Consider the following 22,085-nt stretch of genomic DNA (forward strand, 5'->3'; position numbering starts at 1 on the left):
GCTATGCCGGAATCGTGCCCTCGGCAGGGCGAGTCTGACGACGCCGGAGTCTGGTTACAAGGAATTCCACGCACCACCCCACTGCTCGTTGAACGCGCTCCCGGGGCGACATGACGAACAGAAGGAATATTCGAGGTATGGCGGCAATGCCGGCGCGGGAAGCTTCGCTTCCCGTCGACGGCTGCGGCCCCGGCGGCGCTCAATCCCACGACGGGCGCCTGTATCGAGAGGCAATGGCAAGGAATACGTCGCCCCAGGATTACAATCGGGATTTGGATCGGCGCGGCAGCCAAACAGAGTCGCAGCAATGGGACGACGCCGATTGGGATCCGGATCAGGAAGCGGCGGCGGGCTATCGGGCGCGCCGGCTGCTGTCGCGTTCCAATTCGGGCTTCCATCGCTTCGCTGACGGGTTTGGGCCGCTGCGCCGCTGGCTGGGCGGCGGTCGCTGGCTGAAGCGCGTGGCCGTGGTCGTCGGTGCCCTGATCGTCATCTTCGTCGGCTGTTTCGGCGCGCTGTGGTGGCGGCTCGGCGCCGGTCCCATCAATCTCGACATTGCGACGCCGTGGCTCGCCGCCGCGATCGAGGACAATATCGGTCACGGCAACACCGTGGAGGTCGGCGGCACGCAGATCGAACGGGCCGGGCGGATCCGCATTGCCGTGCGCATCCGCGATATCGTCGTGCGCGACCACGATCACGTCATTGTCGCCACCGCACCGAAGGCCGAGGTGAAGCTGTCGGGTGCGGGCCTGCTGATGGGGCATCTGCGCGCAGAAAGCCTCAACCTCGTCGATGCCGAGCTCGCGATCCGGATCGCGCCTGACGGCACCGTTACGGTGTCGGCTGGCGACACCGCAAAGCCGCTCGCAACCGGCGTCGCCTCCAAGAAGGACGCGGGGCTGCCGCCGACTTTCCCGCGCAACGGTGTGCCACCGCCTCCGTTCGCCACCGAGCCTGCGACCCCCGACGCATCGCAAGCCGCGCCCCAGGCCGCGGCCCCGACCGGCATTCTTCAGGGCCTCGACTGGCTCGACAGTCTGAGCATGACCGGCCTCGACGGCCAGAACCTCAACGAGATCGGCCTGAAGAACGGCAATCTGATCGTCGACGATCAGCAGCGCGGCAGCAAATGGACGTTTGAGAACATCACGCTCAGCCTGCGCCGACCGAGCCGTGGCGGCGTCGCGCTCAGCCTCGGCGAGGAAGGCGCGCGTCCGTGGTCGTTGCGTGCCACGATCGGCCCCGCCGAGAACGGCGTGCGCTCGGTCGATATCCGCGCCGACAAGGTCTCGACCGCCAACATCCTGCTGGCGCTGCGGGTGAAGGACCTCACCTACACCGCAGACCTGCCGCTGACCGGCGAGCTCAAGGGCGAGCTCGGCCGCGACGGCGTGCCGACCTTCTTTCGCGGCAAGATCGCGGTCGGCGCGGGCAACATCATCGACACCGATACGCCCGACTATCCGATGGCGATCGACTCGGCTGAGATCAATGTCGAGTGGGACGCCAATCGGCGGGTGCTGGTCGCTCCCTTCAAGATCCTCTCGGGCGCGAACCGTCTGACGCTTCTGGCTCATGTCGAGCCGCCCAACGGCACCGTCAATGACTGGCAGCTGGGTTTCAGCGGCGGTTCGATCCTGCTCGGCGGCATCGACAACGAGCCGCCGCTGGTCTTCAACCGCATTGCGATCGGCTTCCGTTTCGACACCGACCACAAGAGGCTGCTGTTGACGCAGGCTGATATCTCCAACGGGGAGATCGGCGTCGCCGGCACCGGTGCCATCGACTATTCGGGCGAGCCGCGGCTGACATTGGGTTTTGCGGGAACGCCGATGTCGGCCTCCGCGCTCAAGCGGATGTGGCCGACGCTTGTCGTTCCCGAGTTGCGCGAATGGGTGATCGAGCGGATCGAGCGTGGAACGCTCCAGCGCATCGAGATCGGCGTTAATTCACCGACGAAGAATCTTCCGCGCAAGGGCCCGCCCATTCCCGACGACGGCCTGTCGGTCAATATCGTAGCGAGCGGTGTCACGGTTCGCCCCGTGGATGGCTTGCCGGTGGTGCACGATGCCGATTTGAAGGCACGCGTGACCGGTCGCACCGCGACGGTAAATATCGGGCAGGGCATTGCCGATACGCCAGCAGGCCGCAAGGTTACGATTTCCGACTTCGTCTTCGAGGTGCCCGATATGGCGCCCAAGCCGTCGCCGTCGCGGACCAGGTTCCGTGTCGAAGGCCCGGTGCCTGCGGCCGCCGAAATGCTTTCCAACGATCGCCTGAGCGATCTGTCGTCGACCGTCATCGATCCCAATACGAGCAAGGGGACGTTCTCGGCGAACGTCCAGCTTGGGTTGCCGGTCAAGGGCGAGCTGACCAAAGCCGACACCACCTACAGCGTTACCGCCGATCTCAACGGTTTTGGCGCCGACAAGCTCGTGATGAACCAGAAGCTGGAGGCCAACAACCTCAAGATCGTCGCGAGCAACCAGGGCTACCAGGTCAAGGGCGACGTCAAGATCAACGGGCAGGCGGCCTCGCTCGACTACCGCAAACCGGCCGAGGGCGACGCGGACGTCAAATTGCAGACCACGCTCGACGATGCGAGCCGCGCGCGCCTCGGATTTGACTTGGGTCCCGCCGTCAGCGGATCGGTGCCGATCAAGCTGTCGGGCAAGATCGCAGGGGGGCCCGACCAGACGACGAAGCTCGGCATCGAGGCCGACTTGACCTCCGTCAAGCTCGACAACATCCTGCCCGGCTGGGTCAAGCTGCCGGGCAGAGCGGGCAAGGCCAGCTTCAAGGTGGTGCCGACGGCGCAATCGACGCGTCTGGAGGAGATCGTCATCGAAGGCGGCGGCGCCTCGATCAAGGGGTCGCTCGAGGTCGATGCCAACGGCGATCTCATGAACGCGAACTTCCCGACCTATGCGCCGTCAGACGGCGACAAGGCGTCGCTGAAGGTGGAGCGCAGCCAGGAGGGCGTGGTCAAGGGCACGATGCGCGGCGACGTATTCGACGGCCGCGGCTTCCTGAAATCGGCGATTTCAGGCAATTCCAAGGACGACGCCAAGAGCAAGACGAAGAACGTCGATTTCGACATGGACGTGAAGCTCGGCGCCGTCATGGGTTTCAACGGCGAGGCGATGCGCAGCGTCGAAGCCAAGATGTCGCGGCGCAACGGTGCGGTCAAAGCCTTCACGCTGAGCGGCAGGATCGGAAAAGACACGCCCGTGGCCGCCGACCTGCGCGGCGGCCGCGCCCAGGGCAACCGCGAGGTCATCTATCTCCAGACCAGCGATGCCGGCAACTTCCTGCGCTTCACAGACACCACCAACAAGGTCTACGGCGGCCAGATGGTGGTGGCCATGGAGCCGCCGACGTCAGAGCCTACGACACGGGAAGGCCTGATCAATGTGCGCGACTTCTCGGTCAAGGGAATGGATCAACTCGATCGCGTCGCGGCGGGCGCTCCCAACGGTGCGCAGAGCGGCGTGGCCTTCACGGCGTTGCGTGCGGAGTTCACGCGGCAGAACGGCGCGCTCACGATCCGCGACGGCGTGGTCAAGGGGCCGATGATCGGCGCCACCATCGAGGGCTCAATCGACTTTCCCGGCAATCAGGTCTGCATGAGCGGCACCTTCGTGCCGATGTATGGCGTCAACAACATCTTCGGCCAGATACCGCTGTTCGGTATCTTCCTCGGCGGCGGCAACAATGAAGGGTTGATCGGCGTGACCTACGAGGTCGTCGGCACGCCCGCCGCGCCGGTGATGCGCGTCAATCCGATTTCGGCGATGGCGCCGGGTCTATTCCGCAAGATCTTCGAATTCAACACCGGCAAACAGAACTCGCCGTTCGAGGAATTCCCGTCGCAGTCGAACGATGGCTCGAGCGGATCGACGCGTCAGCTATCAAGCGGCTGCACCCTCGCGCGGCGATAGCGGCGAGCAGCTGTCTCCGGCGTCATGGCCGGGCTTGTCCCGGCCATCCACGCCTTGTCCCGCGGCGTCAAGGACGTGGATGCCCGGGACAAGCCCGGGCATGACGAGATCATTGTGAGCATTCCGGCCGCCTACGCCGCGCGCACGCCGGCCAGGAAGGTCCCGACTTCGCCGGAGAGCTGCTCGGCCTGCTTGGAGAGGTTCGAGGCCGCGGCGAGCACCATGCCCGCGGCATTGCCGGTCTCGTTCGCTGCCGTGCTGACGCCACCGATATTGGTGGTGACTTCCTGGGTCGCCTCAGCCGTCTGCGAGACACTGCGGGCGATCTCGGCGGTGGCGGCGCCTTGCTCCTCGATCGCAGCGCCGATCGAGGTGGCGATCCGGCTGACTTCCTCGATCGTGGCGGTGATGCCGCCGATGGCGTCCACCGCTTCCTTGGTCGCGCCCTGGATCTGGGCGATCTTTTCGCCGATCTCGCGGGTGGCTTCCGCGGTCTGGCTCGCCAGCGACTTCACCTCGGAGGCGACGACCGCAAAGCCGCGGCCGGCTTCACCGGCGCGTGCGGCCTCGATGGTGGCGTTGAGCGCGAGCAGATTGGTCTGCGCCGCGATGCTGGAGATCAGCTCGGCGACATGCTCGATCTGCTGGGCGCCATCGGAGAGCGCGCGCACGATGGTGTCGGTGCGGCGTGCGCTGTCCACGGCGCGGCCGGTGACCACGGCGGACTGCGCGACCTGACGGCTGATCTCGGTGATGGAGGAGGAGAGCTCCTCGGCGGCGGCGGCGACCGTCTGCACGCGCTGGCTGGCTTCCGTGGCGGCCGAGCCGACGACGGCGGCGCGGCGATTGGTGCCTTCCGCGGTCGACGACATCGACTTCGCGGTGACCTCCAGCTCGCCGGAGCCCGAGGCCATCAGGCCGACGAGCTGGCCGACAGAGGCATCGAACCGATCGGCGAGCGAGATCAGCGCGTCACGCTTCTCCTGTTCGCTGCGGGTCTTGGTGGCGACCTGCTCGGCCTCCAGCTTGCGCGCCGTCAACGCGGTCTGCCTGAGCACTTCGAGGGTCTCGGCCATGCGGCCGATCTCGTCGCCGCGACCAGTCTCCTCGACCGCCGCGTCGATAGCGCCTTCGGAAATGGCCTGCATGCGGTTCTTCTGGCGGTCGAGCGCGCCGAGCACGTCGCGGGCAATCAGCCAGGACAGTGTCGCCATCAGCAGCATCAGGCCGATGCCGATCGCACCCAATTCCAGCGTCAAGGCTCGCACGTCGGCGTCGATGTCGTCGACATAGAGGCCGTAGCTGATCGTCGCGTTCCAGGGCGCGAATTTGCGCGCGAACACGGTCTTGCGGACGGGCTCCGTCTGGCCGGGGCGGGGATAGAGATACGAGGTTACGCCGCCCTGTGCGGTCTCAGCGCCGGCCTTGATAATAGCGTCGGCGATCAGGACGCCATTGGAGTCCTTTGCGCCGGTAATCTTGCCTTCGAGCTGCTGGTTGGCGCCGTTGACGATGAGGGACGTATCGGCGTTGTAGACCACCGGATAGCCTTGGCCGCCATTGAAGCTCATGCGGCGGCCGCGCAGATGGAACTGGGCCTTCGCTTCGGCCTGCGTCAGTTTGCCGGCGCCGACCTCCTCCTCAAGTGATTGGGCGAGGTTGTGGAGCATATCGACCGCGGTCCGCATCTGCTGGACGCGGTCCTCCAGCATGCGGCTCTTGCTGAGCACGGACGACACCCCGATGATGGCCGTGACCGTGAGCGCCGAGAGACAGACCATGCTGGCGAGCTTGGTGCGGATCTTGAGGTGACTCAGCAGCTTCATCACGGCCTCGACGGAATGGTTATTGTTGCTCGCGTCGGTAGCATGAAATTCTTACCAATCATGAATGGACGCGTGCGACGGGCTGCCGCGCAAGCGGCGTCCGCGAGCTGCATGCGCAGACATCCATGCGGAAATGCGCCGCGTGGGCGCATGGCTCGTCAAGTCGGAGAAAATTGTGTGGGTCTTTAGTCGCGATCGAATGCGATGGGAGCGGACATGAACCGATTCGTTCATCGCCTCATCATGTCGATGCTGCTCGTCGCGGTCCTCGTCCTGGTCTGGAACGTGCTGGGCTCGCGCTGAGATGGCACCCGTAAATATACTGGTGCCATCCCTTTATTCACGAATCAATTGCTGACGCCTCAGCGCCGCGCGAGCGCGCCGCCGGTTGTGCCGCTAGTCCTTGCCCATCGCCGCATCGGCGCTGACCGAGCCGCCGCCGGCTGCCGAGAGATAGAGGCAGGCGAAGCAGAACAGGATCGCCGCGGTGCCACCATTGAGCAGCGGCAGGAACACCGGCGTCTCGCCCTTGAACATGTGGCCCATGAAATAGGCGAAGGCCATCTCACCCGAGAGGATGAACGCCGCGAGGCGGGTGAACAGGCCGATCATCAGCAGCGCGCCAAGCACGAGCTCAAGCGTACCGGCTGCGTAGATGATCGGCGGGATGTTTGCGAAGTAGGGAAGCACCGGAAACTTGAACAGCTTGGCGATGCCGTACTGGAGCAACAGGAGTCCAGTCATAAAGCGAAACAGGCTCAAGAGAACGGGTTGAAAGCGAACGAGATAGGGAAAGTTCATTGGTTTGTGCCCTCCATCCAATGCGCGACTTGGACCGTATTCGGTTCCGAGCCGCAAGCCACCCCAGCTCAATTTGAGCTGACATTTTTGTCATGTCGGACAAAACACCGCAGCCGAGACTTTCAGCCGCGTGCGATCCGCATTTTTTGCATCTATTCGCGCCGCGCCCATCCGTAATTTCCCGGTGACGCGAATGCGCCCAAGTTACCTGCGGGAGACCTATCGCCGCAAGGCGGGCACGACCAGGAACGGGATCATCCCGAGCACCACGCTCCCAAGCGCGAAGGCGAGCAGCGCGTTGTAGCCATGCGTCGCGTCATGGATCAGGCCGCCGCTCCAGGAGCCGAACGCCGAGCCGAGCCCGCTGCCGATCGAGATGGTGCCGTAGATGGTGCCGACGCGCTTGCCCCCGAAGATCTTCATTGCGGTCGCCGTGATCAGCGGTCCACGTGAGCCCATCATGCTGCCGAAGCAGACCACGAATCCGGTGAGCAGGAGGATGTTCGGATCGTACTGCAACAGCCACAGCAGGAAGATGCCGAGAATCGAGATCGCGTAGCTGAGCAGCACGGATGGCCGGCGTCCGATCAGGCCGTCGAGCGCTGATACCCCTAGCATGCCGAACACCAGCACGACGCCGGAGAAGCCCCAGGCGGTGGCGGCCTGCAGCGGTGGAAAGCCGGCATCGATCAGATAGGCCACGATCTGTGCGGCGATCGCATACATGCCGACGGCGGTGAAGAAGAATGTCGAGAACAGCGCCCAAAAGGCGTGATGGCGCATCGCGCTCGGAAGGGTCCAGCCGTGATCGACGAAATGCGGATCGGTCTTCTTGGCGATACGCGGCGACCCCGAGGCGAACAGCCGCCATGGCAGCAGCATGAGCGGCACCAGGAGGCCGAGCGCAGCGAAGCCGAACAGCTGGTAGGTCTCGCGCCAGCCGAGATGATCGATCAAAAGCTGCGAGGCCGGCAGCAGCGCCAGCACGCCGCCACCCATGGCCGAGTAGACCACCGCCATCGCGGTCGGCAGCTTCGGGCCGAACCAGCGGCCCAGCAGGATCGAGTTCGGCACATTGCCGATGAAGGCGACGCCGATGCCGACGCAGAGTCCGATCGAGAGCTGGAACTGCCAGAGTGACTGCGCGTGGCTTGCGATCAGGAAGGCCGAGCCGAGCAGCAAGAGGCCGAGGGCATAGACGATGCGTGGGCCGGAATGATCGAACAGGCGTCCGACCAACGGCGCCATCAGTCCGCTGACGAGCCAGGTCAGCGAATAGATCGAGACCACCTGGGCGCGATCCCAGCCGAAGTTTTCCGAGATCGGCTTCAGGAAGACGGTAAAGCTTTCGCTGAGGCCGCGGCCGAGCACGGCGAGTGTGAAGCAGAGCGCGAGCACCACGAGCGCGGTGCGCACGACGCCCTGCGGCGTCGCCGTGACGCCTTCCCTGGTCGCTTGCTTGGACTGTTCCTCGAGCGTGTTCTGGTCCATTGCCAATCAGGGAGCGCGCTTCAGCGCCCCCTGACAAGCAGCGAAAAGCTCATACGCCTATGCAGGCCTGAGCAGGATGTGCTTCTTCTTGCCGAACGACAGCTTGACCACGCCTTCCGGCGTCAGGTCGGCCGCCGACAACGCCATCTTCTCGTCGGTGACGGGCTCGTCGTTGACGCGCAGGCCGCCACTCTTGATCTGGCGCCGTGCTTCGCCGTTGGAGGCAAGGAGACCCGCCTTGACGAAGGCGTTGAGCACGCCGAGGCCGGCGTCGAACTCGCCGCGCGGAATTTCCACGGTCGGCAGGCTCTCGGCCAGCGCGCCTTCCTCGAAGGTGCGGCGCGCGGTCTCGGCCGCCTCGTTCGCTGCGTCGCGACCATGCAAGAGCGCGGTCGCCTCGGTGGCGAGCACCTTCTTGGCCTCGTTGATCTCGGAGCCTCCGAGCGCCTCGAGCTTCCTGATCTCGCTCATTGGCAGCGTCGTGAACAGCTTCAGGAATTTGCCGACGTCGGCGTCTTCGGTGTTGCGCCAGTACTGCCAGAAATCATACGGCGAGAACTGGTCGGCGTTGAGCCAGACCGCGCCTTGCGCGGTCTTGCCCATCTTGGCGCCCGACGCCGTGGTCAGCAGCGGCGTGGTCAGCGCAAACAGTTGATGGGTGCCCATGCGGCGGCCGAGATCGACGCCCATGATGATGTTGCCCCACTGGTCGGAGCCGCCCATCTGCAAGTTGCAGCCGGTCCGCCTGGCGAGTTCGACATAGTCATAGGCCTGGCAGATCATGTAGTTGAACTCGATGAAGCTCATCTCCTGCTCGCGCTCGAGGCGGAGCCGCACGGAGTCCATGGTCAGCATGCGGTTGACCGAGAAGTGCCGGCCGACGTCGCGCAGCATTTCGATGTAGTTGAGCTTTGTCAGCCACTCGGCATTGTCGAGCATGATGGCGTCACTCTTGCCGTCGCCATAGCGCAGCACTTTTGCGAACACGCCTCGGATCGATTCCTTGTTGGCCTCGATCTCGGCGACGGAGCGGATTGCGCGCGTCTCGTCCTTGCCGGAGGGATCGCCGACCATGGTGGTGCCGCCGCCCATCAGGGTGATCGGCTTGTTGCCGGACTCCTGCAGCCAGTGCAGCATCATCATGGTCAGGTAATTGCCGATGTGCAGCGAGCGAGCGGTGCAATCGTAACCGACATAGCCGGTCACCTCGCCCTTGGCGGCGAGTGCGTCCAGCCCCTCGAAATCGGAGCACTGATGGACGAATCCACGTTCCTGCAGCGTATTGAGGAAATCCGATTTGAATGCAGTCATTTGTCGGCGCGCCTGACAATTCTTGGTTTACTGTTTTGGGAGCAATTTAAGGGTCTTCCGTGGGAACTCGGTTGCCGCCCGCCACTTTGGCCTGTGGCATTATAAGATGTGTCCCTCTGGCACAAGATCGGCATGCCGGAGGGGGCTCTTGAGGACGCTGATCCATGATGTTGACGGCACTCGGCTTGATGAGCGGCACCTCGCTGGACGGGGTGGATGTCGCGCTGATCGAAACCGACGGAAAGCAGGTGAAGGCGTTCGGGCCGTCCGGCTATCGGCCCTATAGCCCGGCCGAGCGCAACCTGCTGCGCCAGGCGCTGAGCGAGGCCGTGCAGCTGTCGCAACGCGATGCCCGGCCGGGAGTTCTGGCCGAGGCCGAACGCGCGGTGACGCTCGCGCATGCCGAGGCGGTGGCCGCTTTCGTTGCCCAGAACCGGATGAAACCGGAAGACATCGACATCGTCGGCTTCCACGGCCAAACCGTGCTGCATCGCCCCGAGAAGCGGCTGACGGTGCAGATCGGCGATGCGCCGGCGCTGGCCAGGGCAATCCATATCCCCGTGATGCATGATTTCCGCGCCGCCGACGTCGAGGCCGGCGGGCAGGGCGCGCCATTCGTGCCGGTTTACCACCGGGCGCTCGTCCATTCGCTGGAGCGCGAAGGGCCGATCGTTGTCGTCAATATCGGCGGCGTCTCCAACATCACCTATATCGACGGCAACGACACGCTGATTGCCTGCGATACCGGGCCCGGCAACGCGCTGCTCGACGATTTCATGTACCGCACCATGAATCAGGCGTTCGACGCGGACGGAAAGTTCGCAGCCCTTGGCAAGGCGGACGAAGCCTGGATCGCGCGAGCGCTGGAGCTGCCGTTCTTCGCAAGCCCGCCGCCGAAATCGCTCGATCGCAACGATTTTGCCGCCCTGAAGCTCGGCGAGGTGCAGCCGGCCGACGGCGCCGCGACTCTCACCGCCTTCACCGCGGCGGCGATCGCCCGCATCATCCCGCTGCTGCCTCGCAGGCCGCGGAGCTGGATCGTCTGCGGCGGCGGCGCGCGCAACCGGACCATGCTCCAGATGCTGCGGGAGCGCGTCGGGTCCGCCACGGTCGAGGCCGCCGAGACAGTCGGCTGGGCCTCCGACGCCATCGAGGCGCAGGCCTTCGGCTTCCTCGCCGCGCGCGGCCTGAAGGGACTGCCGCTGTCGTATCCCACTACCACGGGCGTGCCGATGCCGATGACGGGCGGGGTGATCGCGCGGCCTTGAGGCCTTAATAGATCGGCGCCGATCCATGCAAATGCATTGAACTTGACGAGTGTATGCAAATGCATTTATGTTGGATGCAGTTGCATACAACCGCCGGGATCGTTGCCATGACCGCTTCCCTCAAACTGATCAGCCACAAGCTTTGTCCATACGTGCAGCGCGCAGTGATCGCGCTCAAGGAGAAGGGCGTTCCGTTCGAGCGGGTCGACATCGATCTCGCCAACAAGCCCGACTGGTTTCTCAAACTGTCACCGCTTGGCAAGGTGCCGGTGCTGGTCGTGACGAGCGAGAAGGGCGAGGTCGCTTTGTTCGAGAGCAACGTGATCTGCGAATACATCGAGGAGACGCAAGGCGGGGTGAGGCTGCATCCGGCGGATGCCTTGAAGCGTGCCGAGCACCGGGCTTGGATGGAGTTCGGTTCAGCAGTGCTCGGCGACCTCTGGGGCCTGGAGACCACGACCGATCCGGCGACGTTCGAGAGCAAGCGCCAGGCGCTCGTGGCGAAATTTGCGCGGGTCGAAGCGGCGCTCGGTGCCGGTCCTTATTTTGCTGGCGAAGCGTTCAGTCTGGTCGACGCCGTGTTCGCTCCCGTCTTCCGCTATTTCGATCTGTTCGACGAGCTGACTGAGCACGGCATTTTCCGCGATGTGCCGAAGGTCCGGGCGTGGCGCGCCGAGCTGGCGAAGCGTCCGAGCGTCCGCACTGCCGTGGGCGCGGACTATTCGCAATTGCTGCGCGCCTTCCTCGTGCGCCACGACGCACATCTGCTCAAGCTTGCGGCCTGAGCCCACGCCGATGTCGCAATCCATGGCCTGGCTGATGCTGGTGATCGCCGGCCTCCTCGACGTCGGCTGGGCGATCTCGATGAAATATGCGGAGGGCTACACGCGCTCTGGCTGGAGCGTCGTTTCGCTCGTGCTGCTCGCAGCCTTCGTTGTCCTGCTCGGGCGTGCCTTGAAGGTGCTCGAGGTCGGCGTCGCCTATTCGGTCTGGACCGGGATCGGCGCCGCCGGCACCTTCGTCATGGGCGTCGCGCTGTTCGGCGAGGCCCTGAGCGCGATGAAACTTGCGGGCATCGCGCTCGTCTTGATGGGAATCGTCGCGCTCAAGCTGGCTTGAGCGGTGCCCCTTAGCGCACGTTGGCGAGGCGCATGTCGAGATAGGCGGTGATGGTTTCCATCAGCGGCTCGAGCTTGGCGTCGAAGAAATGGTTGGCGCCGGGGATGACCTGCTGGTCGATCACGATGCCCTTCTGGGTCTTCAGCTTCTCGACCAGTGTGTTGACGTCCTTGGGCGGCACCACCGCGTCCTTCTCGCCATGCACGATCAGGCCCGAGGACGGGCAGGGCGCGAGGAACGAGAAGTCGTAGAGGTTGGCGGGCGGCGCGATCGAGATGAAGCCCTCGACCTCCGGGCGGCGCATCAGCAACTGCATGCCGATCCAGGCGCCGAAGGAGAAGCCGGCAACCCAGCAGGCGCGCGCTTCGGGATTGATGGTCTGCGCCCAGTCGAGTGCCGCGGCCGCGTCCGACAATTCGCCGGTGCCGTGGTCGAACGAACCCTGGCTGCGGCCGACGCCGCGGAAATTGAATCGCAGCACCGAGAAGCCGCGATGCGCGAACGCATAGTAGCACTGGTAGATGATCTGATGATTCATCGTGCCGTGGAACTGCGGATGCGGATGGAGAACCATCGCGATCGGCGCGTTCTTCTGCTTGGCCGGATGGTAGCGGCCTTCGAGACGGCCGGCGGGGCCGGTGAAAATAACTTCAGGCATGATGATCTCTTGATTGATCCCTTGAAGACGTTCTTCAACAATCAACCGATTGTGCGGATTTCATCGGCTGCTAGGCCGATCAAGCCGCGAATGGAAGGGTGGAGCGGCGCCCTCGGATGATGCGCGAGCGGCGCGCGGCGAACTGACGCGCGCGTTCTAACATGAGGCGAGGGTCAAAAAGCAAGCATCTTGAACATCCCGCAATCGGCTCAAGACGTTAGCGTGTCATGGCCGTCATCGCGCGATGGCGATTGGGAATCGAGATTGCCAAGTGCTCCCTGCGGGCCCATGTCGGGTACCAGCGGGCGAAGCAGCCTGACCAAATGGTAATATAATACGTCATGCCGAGCCGTGTTTATCTCGACTGGAACGCGACCACGCCGCTTCGCCCCGAGGCGCGAAGCGCAATGCTCGCAGCCTACGAGTTGATCGGCAATCCGTCCTCGGTTCATGCCGAGGGGCGGGAGGCACGGCGGCTCGTCGAGGGAGCCCGGTCCACGCTTGCCGAAGCCGTAGGCGCGCTGCCGCGGAACGTCGTCTTCACCTCCACCGGAACCGAAGCCAACGCGCTGGCGCTGTCGCCGGACCTTCGGGGCCCGTCTGGCGGACCTGTCGACCGGCTTCTGGTCTCGGTCGTCGAGCATGCTTCGGTGCTGGCAGGCGGCCGGTTCCCGGCCGATAAGATCGGTCATATCAGGGTCACGCGCTCCGGCGTGATCGACCTCGAGCATTTGAAGGCGCTGCTCAGCGATGGCCCGCCGGTGCTGGTCTCCGTCATGGCGGCCAACAACGAGACGGGCGCGCTGCAGCCTATCGCCGAGGCCGCGGGAATCGTTCACGGGGCCGGCGGCCTCCTGCACGTCGATGCAATCCAGGCGCTTGGAAAAATCCCTTTCGATATCAAAGCTATCGGCGCAGACCTTGCGACCTTTTCTGCGCACAAGATCGGCGGCCCCAAGGGGATCGGCGCGCTGGTTGTGGCCGAGGGCGTGGCCGGACTTGAGCCGTTGCTGCGGGGTGGCGGGCAGGAGATGAACCGGCGCGCGGGAACCGAGAATGTCGCCGGCATCGCCGGCTTCGGGGCTGCGGTGCGGGTCGCGCTTCAGGCTTTGCCGGAGGATACGGAGAGGATGGCAAGTCTAAGAGATCGCTTGGAAAACGGCATTCGCTCCATGGCCGGCGCAACGGTCTTCTCAGACAACGTTGAGCGGTTGCCTAATACCGTTCTTTTCACGGCCCCTGGCTTGAAGGCCGAGACCGCCGTGATCGGTTTCGACCTCGAAGGTGTCGCAGTGTCCTCGGGCTCTGCCTGTTCCTCGGGCAAAGTCCAGCCGTCCCACGTGTTGTCGGCAATGGGGTATGATCCCACCGTCGCCCAGGGAGCGGTGCGTCTCAGTCTGGGCTGGTCCACGGAGCCGGATGACATCAACAGGGCGTTAGAGGCTTGGCGAAAGCTCGGTAATACCCTACTTAAGGGATAAGCGATGAAACACGGCTTGAACGGTTCTAAGCGCGTGCGTCCCGCCAAGAAACATCGTAATAGTCGTCCGAGTTTGATGATCCACCGCGGTCCTTGAAACCGCGAGCGGAGGATAGAATGCCAGCCGTGCAAGAGACGGTCGAGCGCGTGAAGCGCATCGACGTCGATCAGTATCGTTATGGGTTTGAGACCCTGATCGAGTCCGACAAGGCCCCCAAGGGGCTGTCGGAAGAGACCGTAAAGTTCATCTCCGAGAAGAAGAACGAACCCGCCTGGATGCTCCAGTGGCGGCTCGAAGCCTATCGGCGCTGGCTGACGATGACCGAGCCGACCTGGGCCCGCGTCGACTATCCCAAGATCGACTTCCAGGACCTCTATTACTATTCGGCCCCGAAGCCGAAAAAGACGATCACCTCGCTCGACGAGATCGATCCCGAAATCCTCAAGACCTACGAGAAGCTCGGCATCCCCTTGCGGGAAGTCGCCATGCTCGAAGGCGTCGAGCCGAAGCCCGGCGAGGAGGATCCCGCGCGTCGCAAGATCGCGGTCGACGCCGTGTTCGATTCGGTCTCCGTTGCGACCACCTTCAAGGCGGAGCTGAAGAAGGCCGGCGTGATCTTCATGCCGATCTCGGAAGCGATCCGCGAACATCCCGAGCTGGTTCAGAAATATCTGGGCTCGGTGGTGCCGACGTCGGACAATTTCTATGCGACGCTGAACTCGGCGGTGTTTTCGGACGGCTCGTTCGTCTACGTGCCTCCGGGCGTGCGCTGCCCGATGGAGCTGTCGACGTACTTCCGTATCAACGAGCGCAACACCGGTCAGTTCGAGCGCACGCTGATCATCGCGGACAAGGGCTCCTACGTCTCCTATCTCGAGGGCTGTACCGCGCCGCAGCGCGACGAGAACCAGCTGCACGCGGCCGTCGTCGAGCTTGTCACGCACGACGACGCCGAGATCAAATATTCGACGGTGCAGAACTGGTACCCGGGCAATTCGGAAGGCAAGGGCGGCATCTACAATTTCGTCACCAAGCGTGGCGATTGCCGCGGCAACAATTCCAAGATCTCCTGGACCCAGGTCGAGACCGGTTCGGCGATCACCTGGAAGTATCCCAGCTGCATTCTGCGGGGCGACAATTCGCGTGGCGAGTTTTATTCGATCGCGATCTCGAACGGCTATCAGCAGGTCGACAGCGGCACCAAGATGATCCATCTCGGCAAGAACACGTCGAGCCGCATCATCTCCAAGGGCATCGCCGCCGGCAGGTCGCAGAACACCTATCGCGGGCTCGTCACGGCGCATCGCAAGGCGACCGGCGCGCGCAACTTCACCGCCTGCGATTCGCTGTTGATCGGCGACAAATGCGGCGCGCACACCGTGCCGTACATCGAAGCCAAGAACTCGTCGGCGACGTTCGAGCACGAGGCCACCACGTCGAAGATCTCCGAGGACGTGCTGTTCTACTGCATCCAGCGCGGTCTCACGCAGGAGGAGGCGGTCGGCCTCGTCGTCAACGGCTTCGTCAAGGACGTGCTGCAGCAACTGCCGATGGAATTCGCGGTGGAAGCGCAGAAGCTGATCTCGATCTCGCTCGAAGGATCGGTCGGCTAGCGCCGATCCTCGCGGCGCGCATCGCGCGCCCCATGCATCATTTGAATAAACTGGACACCAAGATGGCTTTGCTCGAAGTGAAAGACCTCAAGGTTCGTGTCGAGGAGCGTGAGATCCTCCACGGGCTGACCCTGACCGTGAACGAAGGCGAGATCCACGCGATCATGGGGCCGAACGGCTCCGGCAAGTCGACCCTCTCCCACGTCATCGCCGGCAAGCCCGGTTACGAGGTCACCGACGGCCAAATCCTGTTCAAGGGCGAAGACCTGCTCGAGATGGCCCCGAACGAGCGCGCCGCCAAGGGCGTGTTCCTGGCGTTCCAGTACCCGGTCGAGATTCCCGGCGTCGCCACCATGAATTTCCTGCGCACCGCGCTGAACGCGCAGCGCAAGGCGCGCGGCGAGAGCGAGTATTCGACGCCCGACTTCCTGAAGAAGGTTCGTGAAGTCTCGAAGTCGCTGAATGTCCCGCAGGACATGCTCAAGCGTGGCGTCAATGTCGGCTTTTCCGGCGGCGAGAAGAAGCGCAACGAGGTGCTGCAGATGGCGCTGTTCGAGCCGAGCCTGTGCATCCTCGACGAGATGGATTCCGGCCTCGACATCGACGCGCTGCGCATCGCAGCCGACGGCGTCAACGCGCTGCATTCGCCCAAGCGCGCGATGGTCGTGATCACCCACTATCAGCGGCTGCTCAACTACATCGTGCCCGACATCGTGCACGTGATGTCGAAGGGCCGTGTCGTGAAGAGCGGCGGCAAGGAACTGGCGCTGGAGCTGGAAGCGTCGGGCTACGCCCAGTTCGAGGACGCCGCGTAAGGATTGTTTGAGATGAACGTTGCTGTGGCAAAGACCGGAAACGGCCGCGCGGTGAGCGATCTCTTCGCCAGCGCCGAAGGCCGCCTGCCGGGTTCGCCTTCCGTGATCGCGGCGCGCCGCGAGGCGTTCGAGACCTATGAGCGTCTCGGCCTGCCGCACCGCCGGATCGAGGAATGGAAGTACACCGATCTGCGCGCGCTGGTCGGCGAGGTGCTGCCGCTGGCGGCGGCGCCCGATGCGGCTGGGTTGAAGCGCGCCGCGGACGCGGTGAAAGCGCACGCGATCGCGGGCGCCCGCAAGCTGGTGCTGGTCGACGGCGTGTTCGCTCCCGATCTCTCGGACATCAAGGCGCTGGCCTCCGAGGCGGGCTTTAAGACATTGCGGGAGACGCTGGAGAAGGATTCCGGTCTGCTGAAGACCGCAGCTACCGATGCTGTGATCTCGCTGAACGCGGCAATGGCGACCGACGGTGTTGTGCTTGATATCGCCGACGGCGCGCAGCTGTCCGCGCCGATCCAGATCATCCACATTGCGACCGCGCCTTCCGCGTCGACTTTCACCCGCTCGCAGATCGCGGTCGGGAAGGGCGCTCGTGCCACCATCATCGAGAGCTTTGTCGCGGCCGGCGCCAAGGCCTACCAGGTCAACGATGCCGTCATCCTCTCGGTCGGCGACAACGCCGACGTCGCGCATATCCGCCTGATGGACGATTCGCCGGATGCGGTGAACGTCACCTCGCAATTCGTCACCGTCGGCGCGAATACAAAGCTCAATTTCTTCAACATGACCACCGGTGCTGCGGTCAGCCGCCTCCAGGGCTTCATCACGCTCGCAGGCGAGGGCAGTGAACTCTCCGTCAACGGCGTGAATCTGTTGCAGAAGACCGAGCATGGCGACACCACGCTGGTCGTCGACCACGCCGTGCCGAATTGTGTGAGCCGCGAAGTCTTCCGGGCCGTGATCGACGATCGTGCGCACTCGGTGTTCCAGGGCCGCATCATCGTTCGTCCAGATGCGCAGAAGACCGACGGCAAGATGATGATCCGCGCGCTGCTGCTGTCGGACGAGGCGGAAGCCGACAACAAGCCCGAGCTCGAGATCTTTGCTGACGACGTCTCCTGCGGTCACGGCGCCACCGCCGGTGCGCTCGACGACAGCCTGCTGTTCTATCTGAAAGCGCGTGGGCTGCCGGAGAAGCAGGCCCAGGCGCTGCTGATCCAGGCTTTCGTGGGCGAGGCGATCGAGCAGATCGCCGATGATGATCTGCGCGAGCACGTGATCGGCATTGCCGAGCGCTGGCTGGAGCGGCGCCAATGAGCACGCATCGGGCAGTCAAGAACGGCGCCTATGACGTTGCGCGCGTGCGCGAGGATTTCCCGGCGCTGGCCATGCAGATCTACGGCAAGCCGCTGGTCTATCTCGATAACGCGGCTTCTGCGCAGAAGCCGAGTGCCGTGCTCGATCGCATGACGCAGGCCTACACCTCCGAATACGCCAACGTACATCGCGGCCTGCATTATCTCGCCAACGCCGCGACCGAGGCCTATGAGGGCGGCCGCACCAAGGTGGCGCAGTTCATCAACGCGCCGCGGACCGAGGAAGTGATCTTCACTCGCAACGCGACCGAGGCGATCAACCTCGTCGCCTCGTCCTGGGCTGAACCGAACATCAAAGAAGGCGACGAGATCGTCATCTCGATCATGGAGCACCACTCCAACATCGTGCCCTGGCATTTCCTCCGGGAACGCCATGGTGCCGTGATCAAATGGGCGCCGGTCGACGACGAGGGCAATTTCCTTATCGACGAATTCGAGAAGCTGCTGACCTCGAAGACCAAGCTTGTCGCGATCACGCAGATGTCGAACGCGCTCGGCACCATCGTTCCGGTCAAGGACATCGTGAAGATCGCCCACGCCCGCGGCATCCCCGTGCTGGTCGACGGCAGCCAGGGCGCCGTGCATCTGCCCGTCGACGTCCAGGACCTCGGCTGCGACTTCTACGTTTTCACCGGCCACAAGGTCTACGGTCCGACCGGCATCGGCGTGCTCTGGGCGAAGTACGACCACCTCGTCGCGATGCGCCCGTTTAACGGCGGCGGCGAGATGATCCGCGAGGTCTCGCGCGACATCGTCACCTATGGCGATCCCCCGCACAAATTCGAGGCCGGCACGCCGGCGATCGTCGAGGCGGTCGGGCTTGGCGCCGCCATCGACTACGTCAATTCGATCGGCAAGGAGCGTATCGCCGCGCACGAGCACGATCTCGTCACCTATGCGCAGGACAAGCTGCGCGAGATCAACTCGCTGCGGCTGATCGGCACGGCGCGGGGCAAGGGCCCGGTGATCTCCTTCGAGCTCAAGGGCGCGCACGCCCATGACGTCGCCACCGTGATCGACCGCCAGGGCATCGCGGTGCGCGCCGGCACCCATTGCGTGATGCCGCTTTTAGAGCGGTTCAACGTCACAGCCACATGCCGGGCGTCGTTCGGCATGTATAATACGCGGGAAGAAGTCGATCATCTGGCACAGGCGCTTCTGAAGGCGCGGGATTTGTTCGCATGAGTGACACGGCCGAAATCAAAGCCAATCCGATGGAAACCCAGTCGGCGCTGCCGCCGGAGGAGACCGAGCGTCTCACCACCGAAATCATCGCCGGGCTGAAGACCGTGTTCGACCCGGAAATCCCAGCTGATATCTACGAGCTCGGCCTGATCTACAAGGTCGAGATCAAGGACGATCGTTCCGTCGACGTGCAAATGACTCTGACGACGCCGAATTGCCCGGCCGCCGGCGAGCTGCCGACGATGGTCGAGAACGCGGTCGCCAGCGTCCCCGGCGTCGGCGTAGTCGACGTCAAGGTGGTCTGGGAACCGGCCTGGACGCCGGAGCGCATGAGCGACGAGGCGCGCCTCGTGCTCAACATGTGGTGACGCGTAACCTCGGCTTTAGATACTTAGAAGATCCTTGTTGGATCCTTGGCATTGAATTCGCTCGGCAACGGACCACATCACTGACATGACACAGATTTCGTCAGGCTCGACACCAGCATCCACTCCGAAGCCGCGGCGGCCCCGCCCGCAGGTGATGCGGCTGACGGACGCTGCTGCCCAGCGCATTAACGAGCTGACCCAGCGGGCCGATTCCGAGATCGTGGGCTTGCGTGTCGGCGTCAAGAACGGCGGCTGTGCCGGTCAGTCCTACACTGTCGAATACGCCCATGACGTCCGCCCGACCGACGAGGTCGTCGAGGACAAGGGCGTCAAGATCCTGGTCGATCCGAAGGCCGTGCTGTTCCTGCTCGGCACCGAGATGGACTACAAGGCCGATAAGATGCAGGCCCAGTTCGTCTTCAACAACCCCAACCAGATCTCCGCCTGCGGCTGCGGCGAGTCGGTCGAGCTGCGCCCGGCGCAGATCGACGGGTAGTTTCCTGTCATTGCGAGGAGCACTTGCGACGAAGCAATCCAGGCTGTCTCTGCGGCGACAGTCTGGATTGCTTCGCTTCGCTCGCAATGACGGCGGTGGTATGAAGGCTGGCCTGCTCGCCCCGGGAAGCCTGCCATGGACCGCGAATTCCTGATCGACCTGTTCGCCGATTTCGGCCCCGTCGCGATTCGAAAAATGTTTTCCGGCTACGGCATCTCCGCCGACGGCATCAACTTCGCGCTCGCGTTGCGCGCCGGCCTGTTTTTCCGCGCCGATGAGGTGACGATCCCGGATTTTGAAGCGGAAGGCTCAAAGCCGTTCCAATACGCGAGCCGCGCCAAGACCGTGGTGGTGAACTCCTACTGGGAGCTGCCGGCCCGGCTGTTCGACGATTCCGAGGAGCTTTCGCAATGGGCGAGGGCCGCGCTCGCCGCCGCCCAGCGCGCCAAGGTGAAAAAGCGGCCCAAAGCCAAGAAGACACCGAAGAAAGCGGCGCACAAGCCGGCGAAGAAGGTGGCCAAGCCTGCGAAAGCGCCGAAGAAGGCGAGCAAAAAGAGCTCGCTTGGGAAGCGCGCCAAGCGACTGGGGTAAGCTCAGTCCACGGCCTTGGTCAGACCAACCCGCATGTCCTTGGCGGTGAAGACGCAGATGCCGTCGGCAAGCACGCGACCGTCAGCAATTCCGAGCACCAGCTTGCCGCGCCGGACCATCCGCATGGCGACCTCGTAGCGCACGCGTTGCGCGTTCGGTGTGACCTCGCCCGTGCACGCGACTTCGCCGACGCCGATGGCGCGGCCCTTGCCCGGCGAGCCCGACCAACCAAGCCAGTAGCCGACCATCTGCCACATGGCATCCAGCCCCAGAGAGGCCGGCATGGTCGCATCGCCGCGATAGTGGCAATCGAAGAACCAATGGGCCGGCGCGATGTCGAGTTCGCCGACGATATGGCCCTTGCCGAACTCGCCGCCGTCCAGGCTGATCTCCGTGATGCGGTCCATCATCAGCATCGGCGGCGCCGGCAATTGCGCATTGCCCGGGCCGAAATAGCCGCCCTCGCTCGATTTCAACAAGTCGTCCCTCGTGTAGGACGGTTGCGGCGTGTGAAAATCATGCGGGTTGGGCAAGACGATAAGTCCTCCGGATGCTCGCAGTCGGGCGCCTCGAGACGGCGAGGGAGATGTCGTTCGTCAGGTCAGAATGTCAAGCGCGGGCGGCGGTGCGCGGCTTCGGCGTCACGCCACGCGGTTGTGCGTCTCTACCGCGAATTCCGGATCGGCCTCGCAGATCACGCGGTTGCGGCCGTTGCGTTTGGCGGCGTACAGGCAAGCATCCGCGCGTTCGATCAGCGCATCGGTGTCGTCGCCCTGCTTGAGCATGGAGACGCCGACGGAGATGGTGACGCGGCCGAGGATTTCGCCGGTGGACTTCTTCTTTAATTCCTTTGCCATCACCGCGCGGCGGATGTGATCGGCCACCGTGAGGGCCTGGCGCAGCGCGGTGTTGGGTAGCACGACCGCGAATTCCTCGCCGCCATAGCGCGCGGTGATGTCCTGGCCCTTGATGGTCTGCTTCAGCGACAGGCCGACCAGCCGCAGCACCTGGTCGCCGGTGAGATGGCCGTAGGAATCGTTGAACGACTTGAAATGATCGATGTCGACCAGCAGCAGCGACAGCGGCTCGCCGGAGGCGAGCGCGCCTTGCACGGCCATGTCGATCATGCGATCGAAATATTTGCGGTTGCCGAGCCCCGTCAGCGGATCGGTCAGGCTCTCGGCGCGGATTGCCTCCAGGCTCTGCTGGAGATTGCTGATCTCGCTCTTCGAGAGCGTCAGCCGATCTTCCAGCGCCTTGTTGGTCTCGCGCATCTCGCTGGTGGAATGCAGCAGCGTCTCGACGATCGACTTGATCTGCTCGCGGCTCTTGGCCGATGACAGCTTTTCGGTCGCGCCCGACAGGCTGGCATCGTAGGAGCCGGTCATCTCGAGTGCGTCGCCGAGTACCTTCATGACGTCGTCGATCTCGCCGATGACGCGCGCACCGACCTTGTCGATGCGGTCGGTGGTCTTGATGTGGGAGAGGTAGGTCTCGTAGATCTGATCGAGATCGGCCTCGGTCAGCTTGCCGCTCCGCGCCAGCGTCTCGTTGATGATCTTGTTGAGCGGGGCGTTGTAGCCGGTGGCGTAGACGAACCAGATCTCGTAATTGCGGGGAATTGCCGTCTGTCGTAGCGATCGGATTTGACCGAGCGCAACCTCAGCGAACGCCATCGTGCGTTCGTGTTCGTCGAGCACCTTGACCACGGAACATACCCCACAGCGATCGGCGCGCCGTCG

Annotated in this window: 19 protein-coding genes; 12 read left to right on the plus strand and 7 right to left on the minus strand. The window is 63.9% G+C overall.

Annotated elements, in window-relative coordinates:
- Nucleotides 1-146: 146 nt before the first annotated feature.
- Nucleotides 147-3,944, plus strand: coding sequence for a DUF3971 domain-containing protein (locus tag GWG67_RS24530; RefSeq protein WP_275172015.1), 3,798 nt, complete (start codon nt 147-149; stop codon nt 3,942-3,944).
- A gap of 131 nt (nt 3,945-4,075) precedes the next feature.
- Here GWG67_RS24530 and GWG67_RS24535 read toward each other — a convergent pair whose 3' ends face one another.
- The 4 genes from GWG67_RS24535 to tyrS all read right to left on the minus strand — a co-directional run bounded on the left by GWG67_RS24535 (nt 4,076) and on the right by tyrS (nt 9,373).
- Complete coding sequence (locus tag GWG67_RS24535) at nt 4,076-5,770, minus strand: methyl-accepting chemotaxis protein (protein ID WP_275171920.1); 1,695 nt, start codon at nt 5,768-5,770, stop codon at nt 4,076-4,078.
- Between the two features lie 396 nt (nt 5,771-6,166).
- Nucleotides 6,167-6,571 carry a DoxX family protein gene (locus GWG67_RS24540; RefSeq protein WP_275171921.1) on the minus strand — a complete coding sequence of 135 codons (405 nt, stop codon included), beginning with the start codon at nt 6,569-6,571 and terminating at the stop codon, nt 6,167-6,169.
- A 219-nt stretch (nt 6,572-6,790) separates the two neighbouring features.
- On the minus strand, nt 6,791-8,062 hold the full coding sequence (locus tag GWG67_RS24545) for an MFS transporter (RefSeq protein ID WP_275171922.1): 1,272 nt from the start codon (nt 8,060-8,062) through the stop codon (nt 6,791-6,793).
- A gap of 57 nt (nt 8,063-8,119) precedes the next feature.
- Entirely contained in the window at nt 8,120-9,373 is a 1,254-nt protein-coding gene (tyrS, locus tag GWG67_RS24550) for a tyrosine--tRNA ligase (RefSeq protein ID WP_275171923.1), read from the minus strand.
- 164 nt (nt 9,374-9,537) lie between these two features.
- Here tyrS and GWG67_RS24555 point away from each other — a divergent pair, with 164 nt between their 5' ends.
- The 3 genes from GWG67_RS24555 (at nt 9,538) to GWG67_RS24565 (ending at nt 11,760) form a co-directional block, all read left to right on the plus strand.
- Nucleotides 9,538-10,641, plus strand: coding sequence for an anhydro-N-acetylmuramic acid kinase (locus GWG67_RS24555; protein ID WP_275171924.1), 1,104 nt, complete (start codon nt 9,538-9,540; stop codon nt 10,639-10,641).
- 107 nt (nt 10,642-10,748) lie between these two features.
- Nucleotides 10,749-11,426 carry a glutathione S-transferase family protein gene (locus GWG67_RS24560; protein WP_275171925.1) on the plus strand — a complete coding sequence of 226 codons (678 nt, stop codon included), beginning with the start codon at nt 10,749-10,751 and terminating at the stop codon, nt 11,424-11,426.
- 10 nt (nt 11,427-11,436) lie between these two features.
- Nucleotides 11,437-11,760 (plus strand): multidrug efflux SMR transporter, encoded by a 324-nt coding sequence (locus tag GWG67_RS24565; RefSeq protein WP_275171926.1) that lies wholly within the window; start codon nt 11,437-11,439, stop codon nt 11,758-11,760.
- A 10-nt stretch (nt 11,761-11,770) separates the two neighbouring features.
- Here the strand turns inward: GWG67_RS24565 and GWG67_RS24570 are convergent, their stop codons facing one another.
- Nucleotides 11,771-12,418: an alpha/beta hydrolase gene (locus GWG67_RS24570; protein ID WP_007591562.1), complete on the minus strand. Its 648-nt coding sequence runs from the start codon at nt 12,416-12,418 to the stop codon at nt 11,771-11,773.
- Nucleotides 12,419-12,759: 341 nt separating this feature from the next.
- On the opposite strand from GWG67_RS24570, the gene GWG67_RS24575 reads away from it, so the two are divergent.
- From GWG67_RS24575 to GWG67_RS24610, 8 genes are all read left to right on the plus strand, one after another.
- A complete protein-coding gene (locus tag GWG67_RS24575; RefSeq protein ID WP_275171927.1) occupies nt 12,760-13,899 on the plus strand; it encodes a cysteine desulfurase family protein in 1,140 nt (379 codons plus the stop codon).
- Between the two features lie 116 nt (nt 13,900-14,015).
- Nucleotides 14,016-15,512 carry a Fe-S cluster assembly protein SufB gene (sufB, locus tag GWG67_RS24580; RefSeq protein WP_247499343.1) on the plus strand — a complete coding sequence of 499 codons (1,497 nt, stop codon included), beginning with the start codon at nt 14,016-14,018 and terminating at the stop codon, nt 15,510-15,512.
- A gap of 62 nt (nt 15,513-15,574) precedes the next feature.
- Complete coding sequence (gene sufC / locus GWG67_RS24585) at nt 15,575-16,327, plus strand: Fe-S cluster assembly ATPase SufC (protein WP_275171928.1); 753 nt, start codon at nt 15,575-15,577, stop codon at nt 16,325-16,327.
- 12 nt (nt 16,328-16,339) lie between these two features.
- The gene (gene sufD / locus GWG67_RS24590; RefSeq protein ID WP_275171929.1) at nt 16,340-17,644 is read left to right on the plus strand and encodes a Fe-S cluster assembly protein SufD; all 1,305 of its coding nucleotides are present in this window, start codon (nt 16,340-16,342) and stop codon (nt 17,642-17,644) included.
- On the plus strand, nt 17,641-18,888 hold the full coding sequence (locus GWG67_RS24595; RefSeq protein ID WP_275171930.1) for a cysteine desulfurase: 1,248 nt from the start codon (nt 17,641-17,643) through the stop codon (nt 18,886-18,888). The genes sufD and GWG67_RS24595 overlap by 4 nt, the downstream gene beginning before the upstream one ends.
- A complete protein-coding gene (locus GWG67_RS24600) occupies nt 18,885-19,256 on the plus strand; it encodes an SUF system Fe-S cluster assembly protein (RefSeq protein ID WP_007591551.1) in 372 nt (123 codons plus the stop codon). Before GWG67_RS24595 ends, GWG67_RS24600 begins: the two co-directional genes overlap by 4 nt.
- Nucleotides 19,257-19,341: 85 nt before the next feature.
- Nucleotides 19,342-19,752: an iron-sulfur cluster assembly accessory protein gene (locus GWG67_RS24605; RefSeq protein ID WP_081747958.1), complete on the plus strand. Its 411-nt coding sequence runs from the start codon at nt 19,342-19,344 to the stop codon at nt 19,750-19,752.
- Nucleotides 19,753-19,887: 135 nt separating this feature from the next.
- On the plus strand, nt 19,888-20,343 hold the full coding sequence (locus GWG67_RS24610; RefSeq protein ID WP_275171931.1) for a TfoX/Sxy family protein: 456 nt from the start codon (nt 19,888-19,890) through the stop codon (nt 20,341-20,343).
- A 2-nt stretch (nt 20,344-20,345) separates the two neighbouring features.
- On the opposite strand, the gene fabA is transcribed toward GWG67_RS24610, so the two are convergent.
- Nucleotides 20,346-20,876 carry a bifunctional 3-hydroxydecanoyl-ACP dehydratase/trans-2-decenoyl-ACP isomerase gene (fabA, locus tag GWG67_RS24615; protein ID WP_275171932.1) on the minus strand — a complete coding sequence of 177 codons (531 nt, stop codon included), beginning with the start codon at nt 20,874-20,876 and terminating at the stop codon, nt 20,346-20,348.
- A 108-nt stretch (nt 20,877-20,984) separates the two neighbouring features.
- Nucleotides 20,985-22,052, minus strand: coding sequence for a GGDEF domain-containing protein (locus GWG67_RS24620; RefSeq protein ID WP_275171933.1), 1,068 nt, complete (start codon nt 22,050-22,052; stop codon nt 20,985-20,987).
- Between the last annotated feature and the right edge of the window lie 33 nt (nt 22,053-22,085).

This window comes from Bradyrhizobium sp. CSS354 (genome assembly GCF_029051725.1).
GTDB lineage: Bacteria > Pseudomonadota > Alphaproteobacteria > Rhizobiales > Xanthobacteraceae > Bradyrhizobium.